This window comes from Paenibacillus thermotolerans, from assembly GCF_028745515.1.
Classification (GTDB): domain Bacteria; phylum Bacillota; class Bacilli; order Paenibacillales; family YIM-B00363; genus Paenibacillus_AE; species Paenibacillus_AE thermotolerans.
Genome location: NZ_JAQZSG010000011.1, coordinates 18,691 through 34,132, shown reverse-complemented (window position 1 = coordinate 34,132; position 15,442 = coordinate 18,691). Strand labels below are relative to the sequence as shown.

15 protein-coding genes and 1 pseudogene are annotated in these 15,442 nt (G+C 55.2%); 3 read left to right on the top strand and 13 right to left on the bottom strand.

Annotated features, from left to right (window positions below; all coding sequences use genetic code 11):
* Nucleotides 1-85 precede the first annotated feature (85 nt).
* From PT964_RS11100 to PT964_RS11090, 3 genes are all read right to left on the bottom strand, one after another.
* Nucleotides 86-460 carry a gamma-glutamylcyclotransferase family protein gene (locus PT964_RS11100; RefSeq protein ID WP_274363416.1) on the bottom strand — a complete coding sequence of 125 codons (375 nt, stop codon included), beginning with the start codon at nucleotides 458-460 and terminating at the stop codon, nucleotides 86-88.
* 14 nt (nucleotides 461-474) lie between these two features.
* Complete coding sequence (locus PT964_RS11095) at nucleotides 475-699, bottom strand: WYL domain-containing protein (RefSeq protein WP_274363415.1); 225 nt, start codon at nucleotides 697-699, stop codon at nucleotides 475-477.
* Nucleotides 700-763: 64 nt separating this feature from the next.
* The gene (locus PT964_RS11090; RefSeq protein WP_274363414.1) at nucleotides 764-1,489 is read right to left on the bottom strand and encodes a glycerophosphodiester phosphodiesterase; all 726 of its coding nucleotides are present in this window, start codon (nucleotides 1,487-1,489) and stop codon (nucleotides 764-766) included.
* A 185-nt stretch (nucleotides 1,490-1,674) separates the two neighbouring features.
* Here PT964_RS11090 and PT964_RS11085 point away from each other — a divergent pair, with 185 nt between their 5' ends.
* The 3 genes from PT964_RS11085 to PT964_RS11075 all read left to right on the top strand — a co-directional run bounded on the left by PT964_RS11085 (nucleotide 1,675) and on the right by PT964_RS11075 (nucleotide 5,462).
* Nucleotides 1,675-2,511: a protein-glutamine gamma-glutamyltransferase gene (locus tag PT964_RS11085; RefSeq protein WP_274363413.1), complete on the top strand. Its 837-nt coding sequence runs from the start codon at nucleotides 1,675-1,677 to the stop codon at nucleotides 2,509-2,511.
* A 106-nt stretch (nucleotides 2,512-2,617) separates the two neighbouring features.
* The gene (locus tag PT964_RS11080; RefSeq protein ID WP_274363412.1) at nucleotides 2,618-2,956 is read left to right on the top strand and encodes a DUF2512 family protein; all 339 of its coding nucleotides are present in this window, start codon (nucleotides 2,618-2,620) and stop codon (nucleotides 2,954-2,956) included.
* 130 nt (nucleotides 2,957-3,086) lie between these two features.
* Entirely contained in the window at nucleotides 3,087-5,462 is a 2,376-nt protein-coding gene (locus tag PT964_RS11075; RefSeq protein WP_274363411.1) for a putative Ig domain-containing protein, read from the top strand.
* Between the two features lie 57 nt (nucleotides 5,463-5,519).
* On the opposite strand, the gene PT964_RS11070 is transcribed toward PT964_RS11075, so the two are convergent.
* The 10 genes and pseudogenes from PT964_RS11070 to PT964_RS11025 form a co-directional block, all read right to left on the bottom strand.
* Nucleotides 5,520-6,638, bottom strand: a complete 1,119-nt coding sequence (locus tag PT964_RS11070) for a hypothetical protein (protein ID WP_274363410.1) — start codon at nucleotides 6,636-6,638, stop codon at nucleotides 5,520-5,522.
* 132 nt (nucleotides 6,639-6,770) lie between these two features.
* Nucleotides 6,771-7,580, bottom strand: a complete 810-nt coding sequence (locus PT964_RS11065) for a DUF4097 family beta strand repeat-containing protein (protein ID WP_274363409.1) — start codon at nucleotides 7,578-7,580, stop codon at nucleotides 6,771-6,773.
* 135 nt (nucleotides 7,581-7,715) lie between these two features.
* On the bottom strand, nucleotides 7,716-8,369 hold the full coding sequence (bshB2, locus tag PT964_RS11060) for a bacillithiol biosynthesis deacetylase BshB2 (RefSeq protein WP_274363408.1): 654 nt from the start codon (nucleotides 8,367-8,369) through the stop codon (nucleotides 7,716-7,718).
* A 20-nt stretch (nucleotides 8,370-8,389) separates the two neighbouring features.
* Nucleotides 8,390-8,737, bottom strand: coding sequence for a YojF family protein (locus PT964_RS11055; RefSeq protein WP_274363407.1), 348 nt, complete (start codon nucleotides 8,735-8,737; stop codon nucleotides 8,390-8,392).
* A 121-nt stretch (nucleotides 8,738-8,858) separates the two neighbouring features.
* Nucleotides 8,859-10,260, bottom strand: a pseudogene (locus PT964_RS11050) (sugar porter family MFS transporter).
* Nucleotides 10,261-10,433: 173 nt separating this feature from the next.
* The gene (locus tag PT964_RS11045; RefSeq protein ID WP_274363406.1) at nucleotides 10,434-11,030 is read right to left on the bottom strand and encodes a sulfite oxidase-like oxidoreductase; all 597 of its coding nucleotides are present in this window, start codon (nucleotides 11,028-11,030) and stop codon (nucleotides 10,434-10,436) included.
* 104 nt (nucleotides 11,031-11,134) lie between these two features.
* On the bottom strand, nucleotides 11,135-12,154 hold the full coding sequence (locus PT964_RS11040) for an aldo/keto reductase (RefSeq protein ID WP_274363405.1): 1,020 nt from the start codon (nucleotides 12,152-12,154) through the stop codon (nucleotides 11,135-11,137).
* A gap of 182 nt (nucleotides 12,155-12,336) precedes the next feature.
* Complete coding sequence (locus PT964_RS11035; RefSeq protein WP_274363404.1) at nucleotides 12,337-13,917, bottom strand: anti-sigma factor domain-containing protein; 1,581 nt, start codon at nucleotides 13,915-13,917, stop codon at nucleotides 12,337-12,339.
* A complete protein-coding gene (gene sigI, locus PT964_RS11030; protein ID WP_274363403.1) occupies nucleotides 13,914-14,741 on the bottom strand; it encodes an RNA polymerase sigma factor SigI in 828 nt (275 codons plus the stop codon). The genes PT964_RS11035 and sigI overlap by 4 nt, the downstream gene beginning before the upstream one ends.
* A gap of 123 nt (nucleotides 14,742-14,864) precedes the next feature.
* Nucleotides 14,865-15,293, bottom strand: a complete 429-nt coding sequence (locus PT964_RS11025) for a hypothetical protein (RefSeq protein WP_274363402.1) — start codon at nucleotides 15,291-15,293, stop codon at nucleotides 14,865-14,867.
* Between the last annotated feature and the right edge of the window lie 149 nt (nucleotides 15,294-15,442).

Genomic DNA, 15,442 nt, shown 5'->3' with positions numbered 1-15,442 from the left:
CGAAACAACCTGCGGCAAAGGGGCGAATTCGATGCGCGAATCGCAAAGGAAACGGCCCCCGATCCGCAAGATCGGGAGCCGTTGTCTACTGCTTGCCTGCGAGATGATCGCGCCATGAGCCGCCGGGAATCGGCGGGCAGCCGCGGTCGTCGCACCATACGTAAGCCAAGCCGGACCTCGTTCCGTCCAGATCCGTAACCATAACTCGCTCATATCCGTTTCTCGGGTCTCCGGGGCCGTAGTAGTCCTCCCATTCATCCATGACTGCAAGCGCCGCCTCTTCGCACTCGAGCCATTCGCCGCGAACGACGCCGGAGCCGAGAATCATGGCGGGGTATTCGCCCGCCGAAACAAGCGACGCGCGCACGGCTCCCGGACTTGCCGACCGGACGAACGACGCGATCTTCCCGTACGCCGAACCTCCGGTTAATAATGTGCCGTATACGAATACACGGATCATCAAGCATTCCTCCGCTATATCCCGGATGCACGGCGAACCGCCGGACTCGCCGATAAAATGCCGCTCACGGAAAATATCCGAACGCACCGCCTCGTATAACAGTATGCCTTCAGCTTGCCGCCCTCGAGCGCGATGGGCTTCACCGTCCGCCTTGAAAATCTTCGGTGCGCATCCATATAAATCATTTCGATCGTTCTTCCCGCTTCCGCGTAACGCATAAGCGCCGCTATCGACACCACGCCTCCACCCCCGCATCGAATAAGGAACGTATGTTCTTATTATATGCGGATTGCGGAAAAATATTCAACGGCCAAGCGCTTGGAAAGCTCTGTCAGGGACATTCGTGCATATTTGAATATCGGAACCGAGCTGCGCCACCAGCTTGATATGTTCCGGGACGTCAACGGTCCATGCCATAATGCCGATGCCGTTCTCTCTTGCCTCCTCCACCAAACCAGGAGTCAGGAACGGGTATGCGATGGACAGCACGGCGGCGCCCGCGGCCCGGAACTGCTCCTTCAGCAATATGGGGCGGCCGCTGAACAGCAGCCCCGTACGGATGTCCGGCGCCAGCCGGCTCGCTTCCCGAATTACCTCATGGTCGAAAGACGTAAAGTAGACGTCCTGATCCATGCCGAGTCCGCGAACGATGCGGATCGCTTCCTCTTCCAGTCCGGGGTACATGCCGCCCGGCGACTTCAGTTCGATATTGACGAACACTTTCCCTTTCATCGCCGCAAGCGCTTCATGGAGCGTCGGCACCTGTTCGCCGGCATATTGTTTCCCAAACCAGGATCCGGCGTCCAGCTTTCTCAGCTCTTGCAGCGTGTAGTCCTTCACCATCCCCTTCCCATTAGTGCAGCGGTCGACCGTATAATCGTGGATGACGACCGGGACGCCGTCCTTCGTCAATTGAACGTCCAATTCGATCCCTGCAATTTTTGAGTCGCTCAAAGCCAACCGAAATGCAGCCATTGTATTTTCGGGCGCTTTGCCGGACCAGCCTCTATGCGCGACAATCGGATTCATCGGCAAACTTCAGCTCCTTCGCAAACTTTTGTCATGATAAGAATATGTTCGTTTCTTCACCCTCACGCTCCTCCCGTTGCCATTATTAAAATTGTGTAAAAACAACGGTACATATCGAACGGGACAACGGGCGTTCCTCCGTCCGGGTGAATATCATGTAAAGAACGAAAGGAGATGTGCCAACCATGATTCGATTGACCGACGGGTCCTTGACGCTCCCAAGCTCCGCGCAGCAAGCCGCCTCGCCGGTAAGGCAAGCGTTGTTCGGAATGCTTCTGGCCAGGCCCGAGCCGTTCGTATATCCGAGCGTCCGGGAGTTGAATTTCGAGCTTCGGATGCGCGAGATGACTATGAACGCGGCAAGAGCTTTGAATTCAAGCGGCGCGCGATTTGCGAGCTTTGCGAAGTCCGCGTGCAATCCGGCGTACTGGGACCGCGAGCCGAACGGCGGCTTCCGCCTTCGTCCCGATCGGGCTCCCGCCGATGCGATCCGCGACATTTACGTTAACGGCCCCTTGTACGCCTTTGAATGCGCCACCGCCATCGTCATCGTCTTTTATAAAGCCGTCCTGGATTCGATCGGCGAAACGCAATACAACCGTCTATTTGCCGGCACGCATTTGTATACTTGGGACACCGACCGCGATTTAGGCCTGCGGACCGTACCGACGACCCGGTTTATTCCGGGCGACTGCCTGTACTTCGACAATCCTGAGGTAAGCCCGAGCACGCCGCAGTGGCAAGGCGAGAATGTCATCTATATGGGCGGCGAACGGTATTACGGTCACGGAATCGGTATTTCGACCGCGGAGCGGATTATAGAGGTGCTGAATTCCAACAGGCGTCCCGGCGCCGTCACCTCGGCATACCTGCTCGATCAAGCGACCCGGCCCGATTATGTGTATTTGTCCCAATTCGCCGAGAGTAACCCGATACGCCCCGATGAAACGGGGTTACCCCCGCTTACTGGCGATGTCCCCATTCGGGCGGCAATTGGGACCGCCTCCTACCTCGCGCTTTAAACGGCCGGCTTAGAGCAGCCTCGCACGCCTCCGCAAGGCTGCTCATAGCTTGTATGCGTTTGCCGCACCAAGGGAAAAATGGTTACAAATGAGGAGGCGCTGACCTATGAAAACGTTGGTTGTTAAATTTCTTGTGAACGGCATCGTAACCGTCCCTTTGCTGCTATGGCTTTCCGGCGCCAATCTGTGGGAAGCGATCGTCGCTTCGCTGGCGCTTTCGATAACGGCTTATGTTATCGGGGATATGATGGTGCTGCGGATCGCCAATAACGTAGTGGCCGCAGCCGCCGATTTCGGCCTGGCATACATATTTTTGCTGGGCGCAGAGCTGATGATGGACTGGGACTTAAGCTACGCGGATCTGTTCTGGATATCGTTGGCCGTTGGGGTTGTAGAACTGTGGTACCATCGGTATTTCGAACATGTTGTTTTGAAAGAGAGATAACTACGATCAAGGCAAATCGCCGGCGAAGACGCCGGCGATTTTTTTTGCTTTGCACTATTGCGCGCCTACTTACTCTGTCATAAAGTGGAAACGTAATAGCATTTATTTTGATCGTTTTTATAGGAGGTGCATGTTTATTTTCAGTCAACGTTTGCATGTTGTCTTCCGCAAGCTGCTCTTGCTGTGCATACCGGCGGCGATGCTGCTGGCTGTCGTGTGCGTCAGTCCGGAATCCGGTCCGGCGGCGCATGCGGCATATGAACCGACAACCGCCGAAACTGCCGCGCAAAGAATGTCATCTCTGAAATTGATTCAAGGGAGGGGAGACGGCGATCTGGCGCTGAATGGCAATTTGACGCGTGCGGAACTGGTTACGGTCATCGTTCGGGCATTCGGCCAAGAGAGCAGCGCCAAGCTGCTGACCGGGGCTCCGTCCTTTCCCGATACGCAAAGCCACTGGGCATCAGGCAGTATTGCCATGGCGAAAGCGTTAGTCGAGAAGGCCGGCGGCGAGCCGATCGGAATGCCGGACGGTACGTTTAACCCGGATGGAAAGCTCACTCCCGCTCAAGCCGTCGCTTTCTTAATGAAGTTTCTCGGAGTAAAGCCCGATACTACCCAAGCTTGGCCCTCCAGTTACTTAGAAAAAGCGGTTGAGCTTGGCATTATTACTGCGGAGGATAAAAATATGATCGACCCCTCCGCTAACTCCGCGGCTACCAGAGGATTAACGTTCTACCTCTTTGACCGAGCGTTCTACACTTACGATCTGGGTGCGGGCAAAACCATTTATACGAAATACGTTGACACCGAGCCTCCTTCCTTGAAAGTAGACCCCCTTGCCATGACTGAAACCACTGAAAAATCCGTCGTCATCTCGGGCGTTGTTAACGGTGCTTCTTCGGTAGTAGTCAACGGCATCTCGATTACCGTAAGCGACGGTCCGTTCAAGGCCGCCGTCGGCCTAACGATCGGCGACAATACGATCACTGTCGCCGCTTTAGACAAAGCCGGCAATAAGGCAGCGTCCACCCTAACGATAAAGAGGAAGCCGGGCGCTCCTGCGGCGATCGAAGCCGAAGGCGTTACCGCGGCGGCAGGCGCAATCGTGAAGGTAGCGGCAGCCGTTACCGACGCCGAAGGCAACGCGATCGAAGGGGAAGCGATTCAAGGCTCATCTGACGTCGGCACGTACGCGGACGGCACGTTCAAAGCCGGAACGAAAGCCGGCAAAGGCAAGCTTACGCTAACCAGCGGCAAGCTTACCCGAACGGTCGACGTAACGGTTACCCCTGCCGCTTTGCACAAGCTAGGCGCGCAGAAGCCGTCCGTTAAGGCGGGGGAAAGCACCGTCATTACCGGGTTTGACGTTTACGGCAACATCGTTCCTAACGTTACCTTCTCAATCAACAGTTCGGATGCGTCCGTCGACCCGGCGAGCGGAGTGTTCGTCTCTCAAAAGAGCGGCAAATACACTGTAACCGGCAAAGCGGGGGACGCGGCCGCCACCTTGGAGATCGGGGTTTCCGGTGCCGCCGACCGCGTCGTCATCGACCAGCCGGGCTCCGGCTGGGTAACCGGGCAAACGTATACGCTCACCGCTCGCGTCGTCGACTCGAACGGCATATTGGTCTCCGATTATAACGGAGGGATCAATTGGTCCGCATCTTCAGGAGCGACCGTCAGCAACACGACCGTGTCGGGAGGAATCGTCAAGGCATCCTTCCTCACCTATCTTAGCGGCTCGAATACGGTCTCCGCCGCCATTGCAGGCAGTTCGAAATGGGACAGTGTCGCGTTTCTGGTCGATACGCCTCCGAGACCGCCGGTTACGTCGGCAACGGCTCCGGTGTTCTTAAGCGTTTCCGGTCCGGAAACTACGGTTACGGTCAATACGTACGGATTGCCGTCCCCTGCGGTGCAGCCGGTTTCGTTGCAGATTACGGCCGTCTCCAATCGCAGCATTACGTATTCCGCGAGCGGGCTGCCGCCGGGCCTGACGATGAATCCTTCGACGGGAATGATCGCGGGTACGATCGACACGGCGGCCATCGACGCCGGATTCAACGTGTGGGTCGATTTTGGCGTTACGGTTACCGCGACGAATACCGCGGGGCAGAGCGCGGTTTTGGAGTTCGTGTGGAAGGTAAAGATGGTTGAGGTTATTATGGATGAGCCGACACCGCCCGTATTTGGCGAAGGCGATTTTGACCAACATACGACAATGTATCTCGATGAGAATGACGTCCCTATTCCGGGCGATCCGATTTCACTGACGATTGCCGCCGCTTCCAACCGACCGATCACTTATACCGCCGTCGGACTTCCGCCCGGGCTGACGATCCAATCGGAAACCGGGAAAATAACGGGGACCATCTCTTTTGCGGATGCCCATGCCGGCGAAACGGTTGAATGCGCAGTCACCATCACCGCGACGAATTCGGCGGGACAAAGCGCGGAAATCGAGTTTACATGGTTCACAACGGTAATGTATGCCGGCGAATAAACTCCCGAGCCCGGCTCGTAAGAACAACGAAGGCCAGCCCCCACGGCTGGCCTTCTCTTATTCCTTCAGCTCCACCCGCTCGATTTTCCAAGCTTGGGTATAAGCGAGCCGCTTCATATGGAACACATACGCAGCTCTCTCCTTCCCCCCTCTTTCCCATGCGATCCGTACGTCGTACGGCAGCTCCGCGCTGAGCTCTCCCGACAAATCCGCCTCCGCCCCTTCGGGTTCTCCGCTGATGCTCGCCAGCCTCGGCTGCTTCTCCAGAAAATACGCAAGACTTTCGTTATCGGTACGCGTAAACAGCATTCGCAGCACGTGGAGCTCGCCCATGTTCAGTGCGGCAAAGAACGTATCGATCGTCTGATTCGGGGACATGGACGCAAAATACGGCTCCAATCGGCCCGCCGCTTTATACACCATCAGCTGATGCATCGGATCGACGTTGCCCGATCCGTGCGTCGAGCTGCCTCGGAAATGAATGCAAAAATGGCCGGAAAATTGGTTCCCCGGGATCCCGTCGCCCCCGTGCGGCATGCCGTTCATGGAGGCGGCAAACCTTCGCCCGTCCGTTTCGACGATGATCGCTTTCCGGTTCCAGCTCCACTTGCCTTCATAAATTTTTTTCATCACGGCCGTATCTGCCGCGGTAAGCGGTTGAACGTCGGCGTGCCGCCGGCCGGCCCGGCGCTGCCCCTCGAAAGAGAGCCCCGTTTCTATGTCCGTCACTTTGATGACCGACTTCCTTGGGATGATCCGGTCCGCTTCCTCCCAGTGTACCGGGTTTCCGTAATGCTTCTCTCTCAGCCGATCCACGTACGACAGCAGCACCGTTCGGATTTTTCGGTTCAAGTTGATTTTCGCCCTCGCCCGAATATCGTACAGCTGCCCTCCCGGGTAAACGACGTATTCGGTCCGGGTACCGTCCTTCTCCATCATCAAATATGCGTCGGATGCCGGAGCTTCCGCCATCGGGACACTAACTTCCCCGCGGATCGCACGCTCCAACGCGCCGACATTTTTAAATTCGATGCTAGAGGCTAAGTCCGACTCCGGGGTTGCCTTCACCACGATAACGGCTTTTCTGGGAGCCGAGGCTTCCGTCCGAGCGGCGAAGTCCGGAAGCAGACCGAACACGGCGCTAACGACGATCACGATACACGCCAGTCTCCTCATGGGTATCTCCTTTCGATCCGCAAATTCCATATAAGAACATTTTTCACCGGGAAACGGCAATTATTTTGGTAAGTTATTCCCAGTTTTTTTCGCAATGCAAAAAAACGGCAGCCCATGGCTGCCGCCTTCCTTCTATTCAAGTGTTACGGAGCCCAACTCCGTCGACAGGTGAAGCTTCGGACCGCCGCTTCCAATCGTTCCGACCACGGCGTTCCGCGACCGGATCGTATAATCGACTCCGTCAAGGTCCGCCTTCACCTCGCCCATTTCACTGCCCAGCATCAGCTTCGCCGCCTCCGGCTGTTCAGACAGCTTGACACGAACCTGCCCGGCTTCCGTCACCGCCTTCAAATCATGCCGGAGCACGATTCCGTCAGCCTCAATATCGCCGGCGCCTGCCTGAAGATCCATTTCCGCATTCACTTCGCGCACACGGATTTCACCGGCCTCCACACCGATGTCCAGACGCTCCGCTGCAAGCCCGACAGCTTCCACCTCGCCGAATTCGTTACGGACGGATACGTTCTCCAAGCTTTTCGCCGGAAGCTTCACAACCAGCCTGCGCTGCCCTTGTTGCTTTTCGAATGACCGCTTTGAAGCCGCCGTCGTTTCCTCGTCCACCTTCAGCTCCAGCGTCCGCCCGTTCAAGACCGCCGAATATGTAAACTCGTTCTTGATTGCCTTGTCCACGAACAGCTCGGCCGACGCCTCGCTCCCTTCGGACCGCTCCACTTGCACCGTCATAGCCATCGTATTCACTCGGACGGAGTCGAACTCGGTTTCATCGAACTTCTTCAGCCCAAGCGAAACCAATTCGCCCGACCCCGCACTTTCTCCCATGACGGAGTCGTTCACCCGCTCGACGAAGCTGCCGCACCCCGACAATCCGACCGCCATTACGGCCGCGACTGCCGCTACCATCGATTTTTGAATCCTGTTCATATGTATTGCCCCCTGTATGTGGATTTGTTGACTCCATTGTACAAGGGGACCGTCATAGATCATTAGTGCGTAAACGTCATGAGTTTCCGTCATGCCGCATGAATAATCTCATATGACTCCAGCCATTATCGTCGCTTAAAACCGGTATGTCCAGAACCGTTCCTTGCCGAATCGCTCAACGACCTTCGGATCGTCGTGCTTTTTGTTCCCCGCCAGCTCCGGCACTTGAAACTGAGAGCGGTGCGCGAGAATGGAGCCTGTTTTTTGCTTCAAAAATGCCTTCACATCCACGAGCACATCCGGCTCTCCCAATACCTCGACGCAATCTTTGGAGAACGCAATGCAGTGCACGACCGGCCGCTTCGCCTCCGGCAGCCTTCCGATCGTACGAATGACGGCCGCACCGCATGCGTCATGGTCGGGGTGAACGGCGTAGCCCGGATAAAACGTATAAACAAGCGTCGGCTCCACTTCACGCAGCAGCTCGTCGATTTTACCGTCCAGCAGCTCCGGATCTTCGAACTCCAGCGTCTTGTCGTGGAACCCGAGCAGGCGCAAGTCTTTGATGCCGATGCAGCGGCAGGACGCCTCGAGCTCCAGCTTGCGGAAGGACGGCAGCGTAATCCGGTTCGCGAACGGCGGAACGCCCATATTTCGGCCCATTTCTCCCAGCGTAAGGCATGCATAGGTAACTTGGGCTCCCTCAGATATATGCTTTGCCAGTGTGCCCGACAATCCGAACGATTCGTCGTCAGGATGCGGCAGTATAACCAGAATGCGTGCTTCCATCAATGCTCACCTCATCTTCGTCAAAATGGCTCGGAACCGAGCATCAGCGCCACAACAAGCTTTCCTTGGCTGTCATGTCCTTCCAGGATGAGCCGGTCCGCGTCTTCTTCCTCCCAATGCGTCAAGCCTTCGGCATAAATCCAGCCGTTATCCGTTTTTAACCCGACTCGGTACGGCCCGTCTTTCCCCGAGATGGAGCCGTGCGAATACCGAATCACCGCGTTCTTGATGAACAGGCCGGACGGATGCTTCGAGCTGTCCCAATGGGCCGCGTACGCGCCGGTCGTCAATTCGAGATGAATAAAGAGCTCCCGTCCCTTTAATCGATCGATGGTTTGCTGAACCTTGCCCGGATGAATCAACTGCATCGGATTTCCCCCTATTAAAAGCCCCCGTCCGCGGTTCATCCGGCAAACGGGGGACATGTCATTAGCGCTAACTATATTAATAGCACTTTTTAGAATACATCAATTCCTGAATATGTTCAATTTATTTCAGAGGCTTCGTCGACCAAAGCCGTTCGATTTCTTCAAGCGATCTTCCTTTCGTCTCCGGGACTACCTTCGCGCAGAATACGACGGTCACGAGCGCAATACAGGCGAACAGCCAGAAGGTCGACGATGTCCCGATCCATTGCAAAAGCATAGGGAACGTTTGCGATACAACATAATCGGCCGCCCATAAAGCTAACGCCGCGACGGCGGTCGCTCGGCCTCTGATTCGGCCCGGAAATATTTCCGAAATCATGACCCACACGACCGGCCCGAGCGACGGCAAAAGCCGCCACGTACAAAAGGATAAAAAACAATACGAAGTATCCCGGCACGTTGGGATCATGAAAGCCGTATCCGACGGCAAACAAACAAATCATCATAACGCTGGAGCCGACGAGCAGGAGCGCCTTTCTCCCCGCTTTATCAATAAGCCATAAAGCAATCAGAGTAAACGCAAAGTTAACGAGCCCGACGAGTACCGTCTGGGTTAACGCGGCATCGGTCCCGGCCCCCGTCTGCTTCAAAATTTCCGGAGCGTAGTACATAATCGCGTTGATTCCGGTAATTTGCTGGAGGATGGCCAGCCCGACCCCCACGATCAGCGGAAGCCGCAGCCCGGGCCGAAACAGCTCCTTGATCGAGCCTTGATCGTTTTCCTTCAGATTTAGCATTTCATGGAGCTCGGCTTTCGCGGCTTCCTTGCCGTTCATTCGTTCCAGCACGTTCAAAGCCCGAACCTCTTGGTTTTTCTTCATCAGCCAACGGGGAGTTTCGGGAATGAACAAGAGGAGAAGCAGGTACAGGATGCCGGGAGCAACGCCGAACCCAAGCATCCAACGCCATGCGGCGGAGACATCCCATGCGTCGTCACCGTATCCGGCGATCGTTTTGTTTATAAAGAAGGTCGCGAATATTCCGGTCACCACCGCAAACTGGTAGATCGATACCAATCGGCCCCTAATCCGGGCTGGCGCGATTTCCGCAATGTATAACGGAGATAACGTGGAAGCCATGCCGACGCCTATTCCCCCGATAATCCTGGCCCAGACCAATCCGGTGACGGTGCTTGGGAACGCGGAACCGACCGAGCCGATGACAAATAACACCGCAGCCGCCATCAGCATTTTTTTGCGGCCGAATGTATCGCTTAGTACCCCGGAAAAGGCTGCTCCTATAGCGGCGCCTACGATAATACTCGATACGACCCACCCTTCCATGCCGGCATTCAGATCAAACCTTTCTCGAATGAAGCCGACCGCGCCGGATATGACGGCCGTATCGTAACCGAACAAGAAGCCGCCTATAGCGGCGATAACGGAATAAAACGTGGAAAACACGGAAAATGATTTGCGCTTCGGACCTGCGTTCGTCAAACTTGGGCAACTCCTTTTTTTCATGGCGGATTGATAGTTATTATCATTTCCTTTGTAATAAATCTGCAAACCGCCCAAGTTAGTTATTCAGCGCCTCAAGTTAACGGAACTCAATGACCGCTAAAATCGGCTAGTTTAATAAAAAGAGCGATCCGATCACCGTTCAGGTGCCCAGGTCGCTCTAACTGCTACAAAACCTAATCGAAATCGTACCTTTGCTCTTTCCACGGGTCCCCATACATGTGATACCCGTTGCGCTCCCAGAAGCCCGGCTTGTCTTTGGCCATAAACTCGATGCCGCGCAGCCACTTCGCGCTCTTCCAGAAGTATAGATGCGGCACGACCATCCGAACCGGATACCCGTGCTCCGGCGTCAGCTCCGCTCCGTTGTGCTTAATGCCGAAGAACGACGTCTCGCGCAGGAAGTCCTCGATCGGCAAATTCGTCGTCCAGCCGTGCTCGGCATGCAGCATGACGAACTTCGCTTCCGGCTTCGGCTTCACGCGCTCCATAATCGACGAGACGGCCACGCCTTCCCATGCATTGTCCAGCTTCGACCACGTCGTTACGCAGTGAATGTCGTTGGCAAACTCGCGGCGCGGCAGCGCCATAAACTCGTCATAGGAAAGCCGAAGCTCCTCCTCCACCAATCCGAACACGCGCAAATCCCATTGCGTGCGAACATCCGTATACCGCGCTACATCCCCGTAATGCAGCACCGGAAAGCCGGCCGTCAAGGTTTGGCCCGGAGGCACACGGTCATTCTGCGATGCGGGGGCCTTCTTCATAAACATGGCGACTCCTCCGTTTTTTCGTGCAGATCTTATTGGAATTATAGCCAAAAAACCTCGATGAAATAAATGCCGCGCGGATCAATCCATGTTGGAGTGTGGCTTGCTTACCCTTGAAGGTGAGCGGCCGTTTCCTGGATCGTTCGCTGCATCGGCAAGTGGTACGGGCATTTTTGCTCGCACAGAGGCTTCTCTTTACATGGTTCATAGTCGGCGCACGAGATCAGCTTTTCCTTCTGCCGTTCGTAGAACGCCGCGCCTTTCGGAAGCAATCCGAGCTTCGTACGAATCGTGCTGGAAATCATGACGTCCGGAATCGCGATTTCGAGCGGACAAGAGCAATAATTGCAGCGGCGGCAGTTATGCTCGCCGAGCTCGGCAGCCAGCGCCTCCAGCTCGAGCCGCTCCTCCTCTTCCACCTCGCGTTCGAAAGCGGCTAAGTTTTGCTTGACCTCCTCGACGCTGACCATGCCGGATATAATCGTATGTACGTCTTGGCTGTACGGGAACCGGAGCGCCTTCTCGACCGGCTGCACGAAACCGCCCGACAGCGGCTTCATCGCCGTTCTGCCCAAGTTCAGCCTCTTCAGCGTGGGCAGCAGGTCGCGCTTGGCAAACGGCTGTACAAGGCTGAGGTGAAACAGCACCTGATCGAATTTGCCGCTCTCGACCCACTTCGCCAGCAGCTCCGGCCGATGTCCCGTAATGCCGATGAAGCGCACCTTGCCCGCTTCCCTCGCTTCAACCGCAGCCCGGTACGCGCCGTCCTCTTCCATGGCTGCGTTGAATTCGCTCACGTAATTCACATAATGAATTTGAAGCAAATCGATATAATCGGTTTTCATGCGCTGCAAGCTTCGTTCGATTTCCGCTTTGGCCGCATCGTACTTGCGCTGTCCCGTTTTGGTAGCCAGAAAATATTCGTTCCTCCGGTGAGAGATCGTTTCCCCGATAATCTCCTCGCTGTTGCGGTAAGCAGCGGCAGTATCGATGTACGTTATGCCGTGATCCAACGCGTAGTTTAACGCATCGCGCGCTTGCTCGAGCGGTACGCCCGGCAGGTTCATCGCTCCGAAGCCGAGCGCCGATACGCGGTCGCCCGTTTTGCCGAATATATTGTATCGCATGTGCCCTTCAGCTCCCCCATTCGATTGACGACTACCTTACGCTTTGCAGACTGTCATTCACATTAACGTAGTGACGCATTAACGCTTTATATGACCCATTGTAACACACGAAGAACTCGATAAAAGGGGGATAATCGCAAAAAAAAGACACGGCCTCCCGATCCCGCCGCGTCTTCCTCGCTTTACTTTTTGTCCGAACCTTTATCCTTGTCGGAATTGCCCCGGCCGTTGCCGTTTCCGTTGCCTTTTCCGCCGGTTTTTTCCTTGCCGCTGCCATTGTTGCCGCCATTTCCATTGTTACCGTCGTTTCCCTTATCGCTGCTGCCGTTCCCGTTCCCTGTGTTACCGCTTCCGGAACTGTCCGCACTTTCGTTGCGGTTCTCTTTTCCGGCTTGGCCCGGCGGCGTTTTCTCCGCATTTTTCCCTTTGTCCGGCTTTAGGCCGCCATCGGTGGTTCCGGTGCGGCCTTGGTTATCGTTATTCGATTTGTCTTCATTCCCGTCGTCATGCCGGTCCTCTTGCTCACCGTCGTTCTTGTTCCCGTTTCCGTTTCCGCTGCCGGAGCCTCTATCGCCCCCGGCCTTCCCGGATTGTCCGTTGCCGTTTTGTTTTCCGTTTTGTTTCCCGTTCCCCTTTCCGTTATTCCCTTTATTGCCGTTGCCGTTATCCCGGTCCTGGTCTTTGTTTCGGTCCACACCCTGTTCGTTCGGCGGTCCGCCGTTCTCATCGTCGTCTCTCCCGCCCTTGCCTTTCCCGTTACCGTTACTTTTACCGTTATTTTTACCGTTGTTGCCGTTATTCTTGCCGTTCTTGTCCCCGCCTTGATTCCGATCATCCGAACCGTTATTTTTGCCGTCGTCGTCATTCTTATTACTTGCAGGACGGTTGTCGTTCTTCTTCGCCTTCTTCAGCTCTTCATTCTGCTCCTTAAGAAGCTGCTTCATCTCTTCCTTCGTATACGAAACGCCCGAAGAGAGCAAATCCTTCTTCTTAAACTTCTCCGCAACGTCATGAATGGAGTTGGTCTTCAGCTCCTCTACCGAAACATCCGCGCCGTCCGACTTCGCTTTCAAATAAAACGCCATTTTGCCGGTAGACAGCCCCTGAGCTTCCGCCTCTTCGCGCACCTCGGCCGGAGCCGACCAAACCGTGACGCGAAACGCTTCAAGCCGCTCCTCATGATGCTGCGCCAGCACCTGCCGGACCTCCTCCTGAAGCCCTGCAGTAAGCGCATCCTCCTGCAGATCGGCATCCTCGGCTACAACCACGCTCGTAATGACGATGTCTGCAGAGTCGCGGTCTTTAAGCACCTTGTTCTCCGCTTCTTCCATAATGGTCCGTACGGCGGAGTCTACCTCTTCACCCAACAAGGACAGCCCGCCGATCAGCTTCGCCCCGTCTTCGTTCAGCTCCCTGACGTCAACAACGCGCTCTTTTCCGTCGATGCCCAGTTCAATGCTCGGATTAATGTCGATCGATATGTAAGCGACGGCTTCGTTATTCGATATGACGGTTTGCGCGGGATCCTGCGGAAAGGCGCCGGGCAATACGGAAAATACGACTACCAGCATAAACGCCGCAGCGGCGGCAACCGAACCCATCATCCAGGAGCGGCGGGGCAGCGACCTGTTTATTTCCGGCACGGTAATTTCGTCGCCGACCGCAATCGTTCCGCCGCGGCTGCGGACCCGAACGAAAGCGCCCGTTTCCGTTAATACGACGCAATCCTTTTTCCTGATTTCCATCACGATGCCTTTGGTCATGCTCCCCGCCCTCCTTTCGTTTGCTTTTTATCATTGTCGTTTTCCGTATTTGTCCCGCCCAGCACATACGATTTCAGGTGCGGAAAGCTTCCAAGATGGATCAGCGTTACGGCAATAATATATTTACGGCCCCGTTCCAACGTCTTTCGGGACACCTCCACAAGCTCCGTCATTTCCTTCAGCGGCAACGTTTTTTTAGCCAGCAGCAGTCCGGAGAGCTCCGCATTTTTGCTAAGCTGTTCACCGATACCGATCAGCATTCGCCGCGAATCCTCATGCTTCGGCGAACACTCGACCAAATCCGAGAACGTTATGCCGAAGTCGGCAAGCTGCGCGCTGAGCGTCTCGATCTCAAGCCTTCGATCCTCGGCGATTCGGTCGCGTTCGAAGCGTTCAACCGCCTCTTTCGCATCGACGGGATCAAACCGTTCGTCCTCGTCGCCTTCAACCTCGAATGCGCTTTGCGGGATTTGCCCCGCAAACCGCTGCTCCTTACGCACGTAATCGATCAGCCTGCGGCGGATGACTCCTTCGGCGAAGCCGAGAAACGAGCTCCCCGCCTTGGAATCGAAGCCGTCGATCGCCTCATTGAATGCGGATAACGCGATGCTGAACTCGTCATCCGTCTCCGGCTGTATATACCGCTTGCAGAACTTGCCCGCTGTCTTTGCAATGAAAGGCTGATACTGCGCAATAAGATCGTTGCGTAATGCGGCATCGCCATTCTGAATGCGCGCAATCGCGGATTCCAAATGTTGATGCTCCGTAACCTGAGGCGGCGTTCGCTGGCCTGAAAACCACCTTTTGATAAGTAACAGGATCACCCGTTTCACCTCAGTACTATCAGAATTCGAGCCGTCGGTTCCGTTTCAGGGGGTAAGCCGCAAAAACCATTATATAGAAAAAAAACGCCTCTTCCTGAAGAGACGTTAGTGAAGTCGAAATTGTTACCTTTGGCCGCCCAACATTTTCTTGCGGCGCAGCTTATCTCTTCGGCCGCTCATAACCCGAAGCCGGTTTTTCAATTGGTTTTCCCATTCTATATCGTCAAGCTGCTTTGCCACCCGAAGTAAATCCAAAGCCATATCGATCTGGTTCGTGACAAGCTGAAGCGGATCCTCGTCTTCCGTGCTGACGCAGTTTTCAAATAAATCGTGACGCGCAAGCGTATCGCTGTAGTCGTCAAAGTCTACCTCGTTTGCACCGTCGCCATGAGCATATTCGGCCAAAATCTCGTACTCGTCTTCTACGAGATGATGCACCTCGATGCGGTGGCATACCGGGCAAAATAAGATGGGCACGTTATGAATTTGTGTACGAAGATGGCGCAGAGTCCCTTTCGTACCTACCATGCTTGCACCGCAGCAAAAGCTCATGTTTGTATCCTCCTTCAAACGAGTTACTTTTCTCTTATTCGCTTTACCCTCGTACAATTCCTTTTTCCTTCGGCTAGCAGTTTTAACATGAAGTTCGTGAAAACGATAGAATAGGCCGAGTTGTTTCCGCATATTTCTGAACCATTACT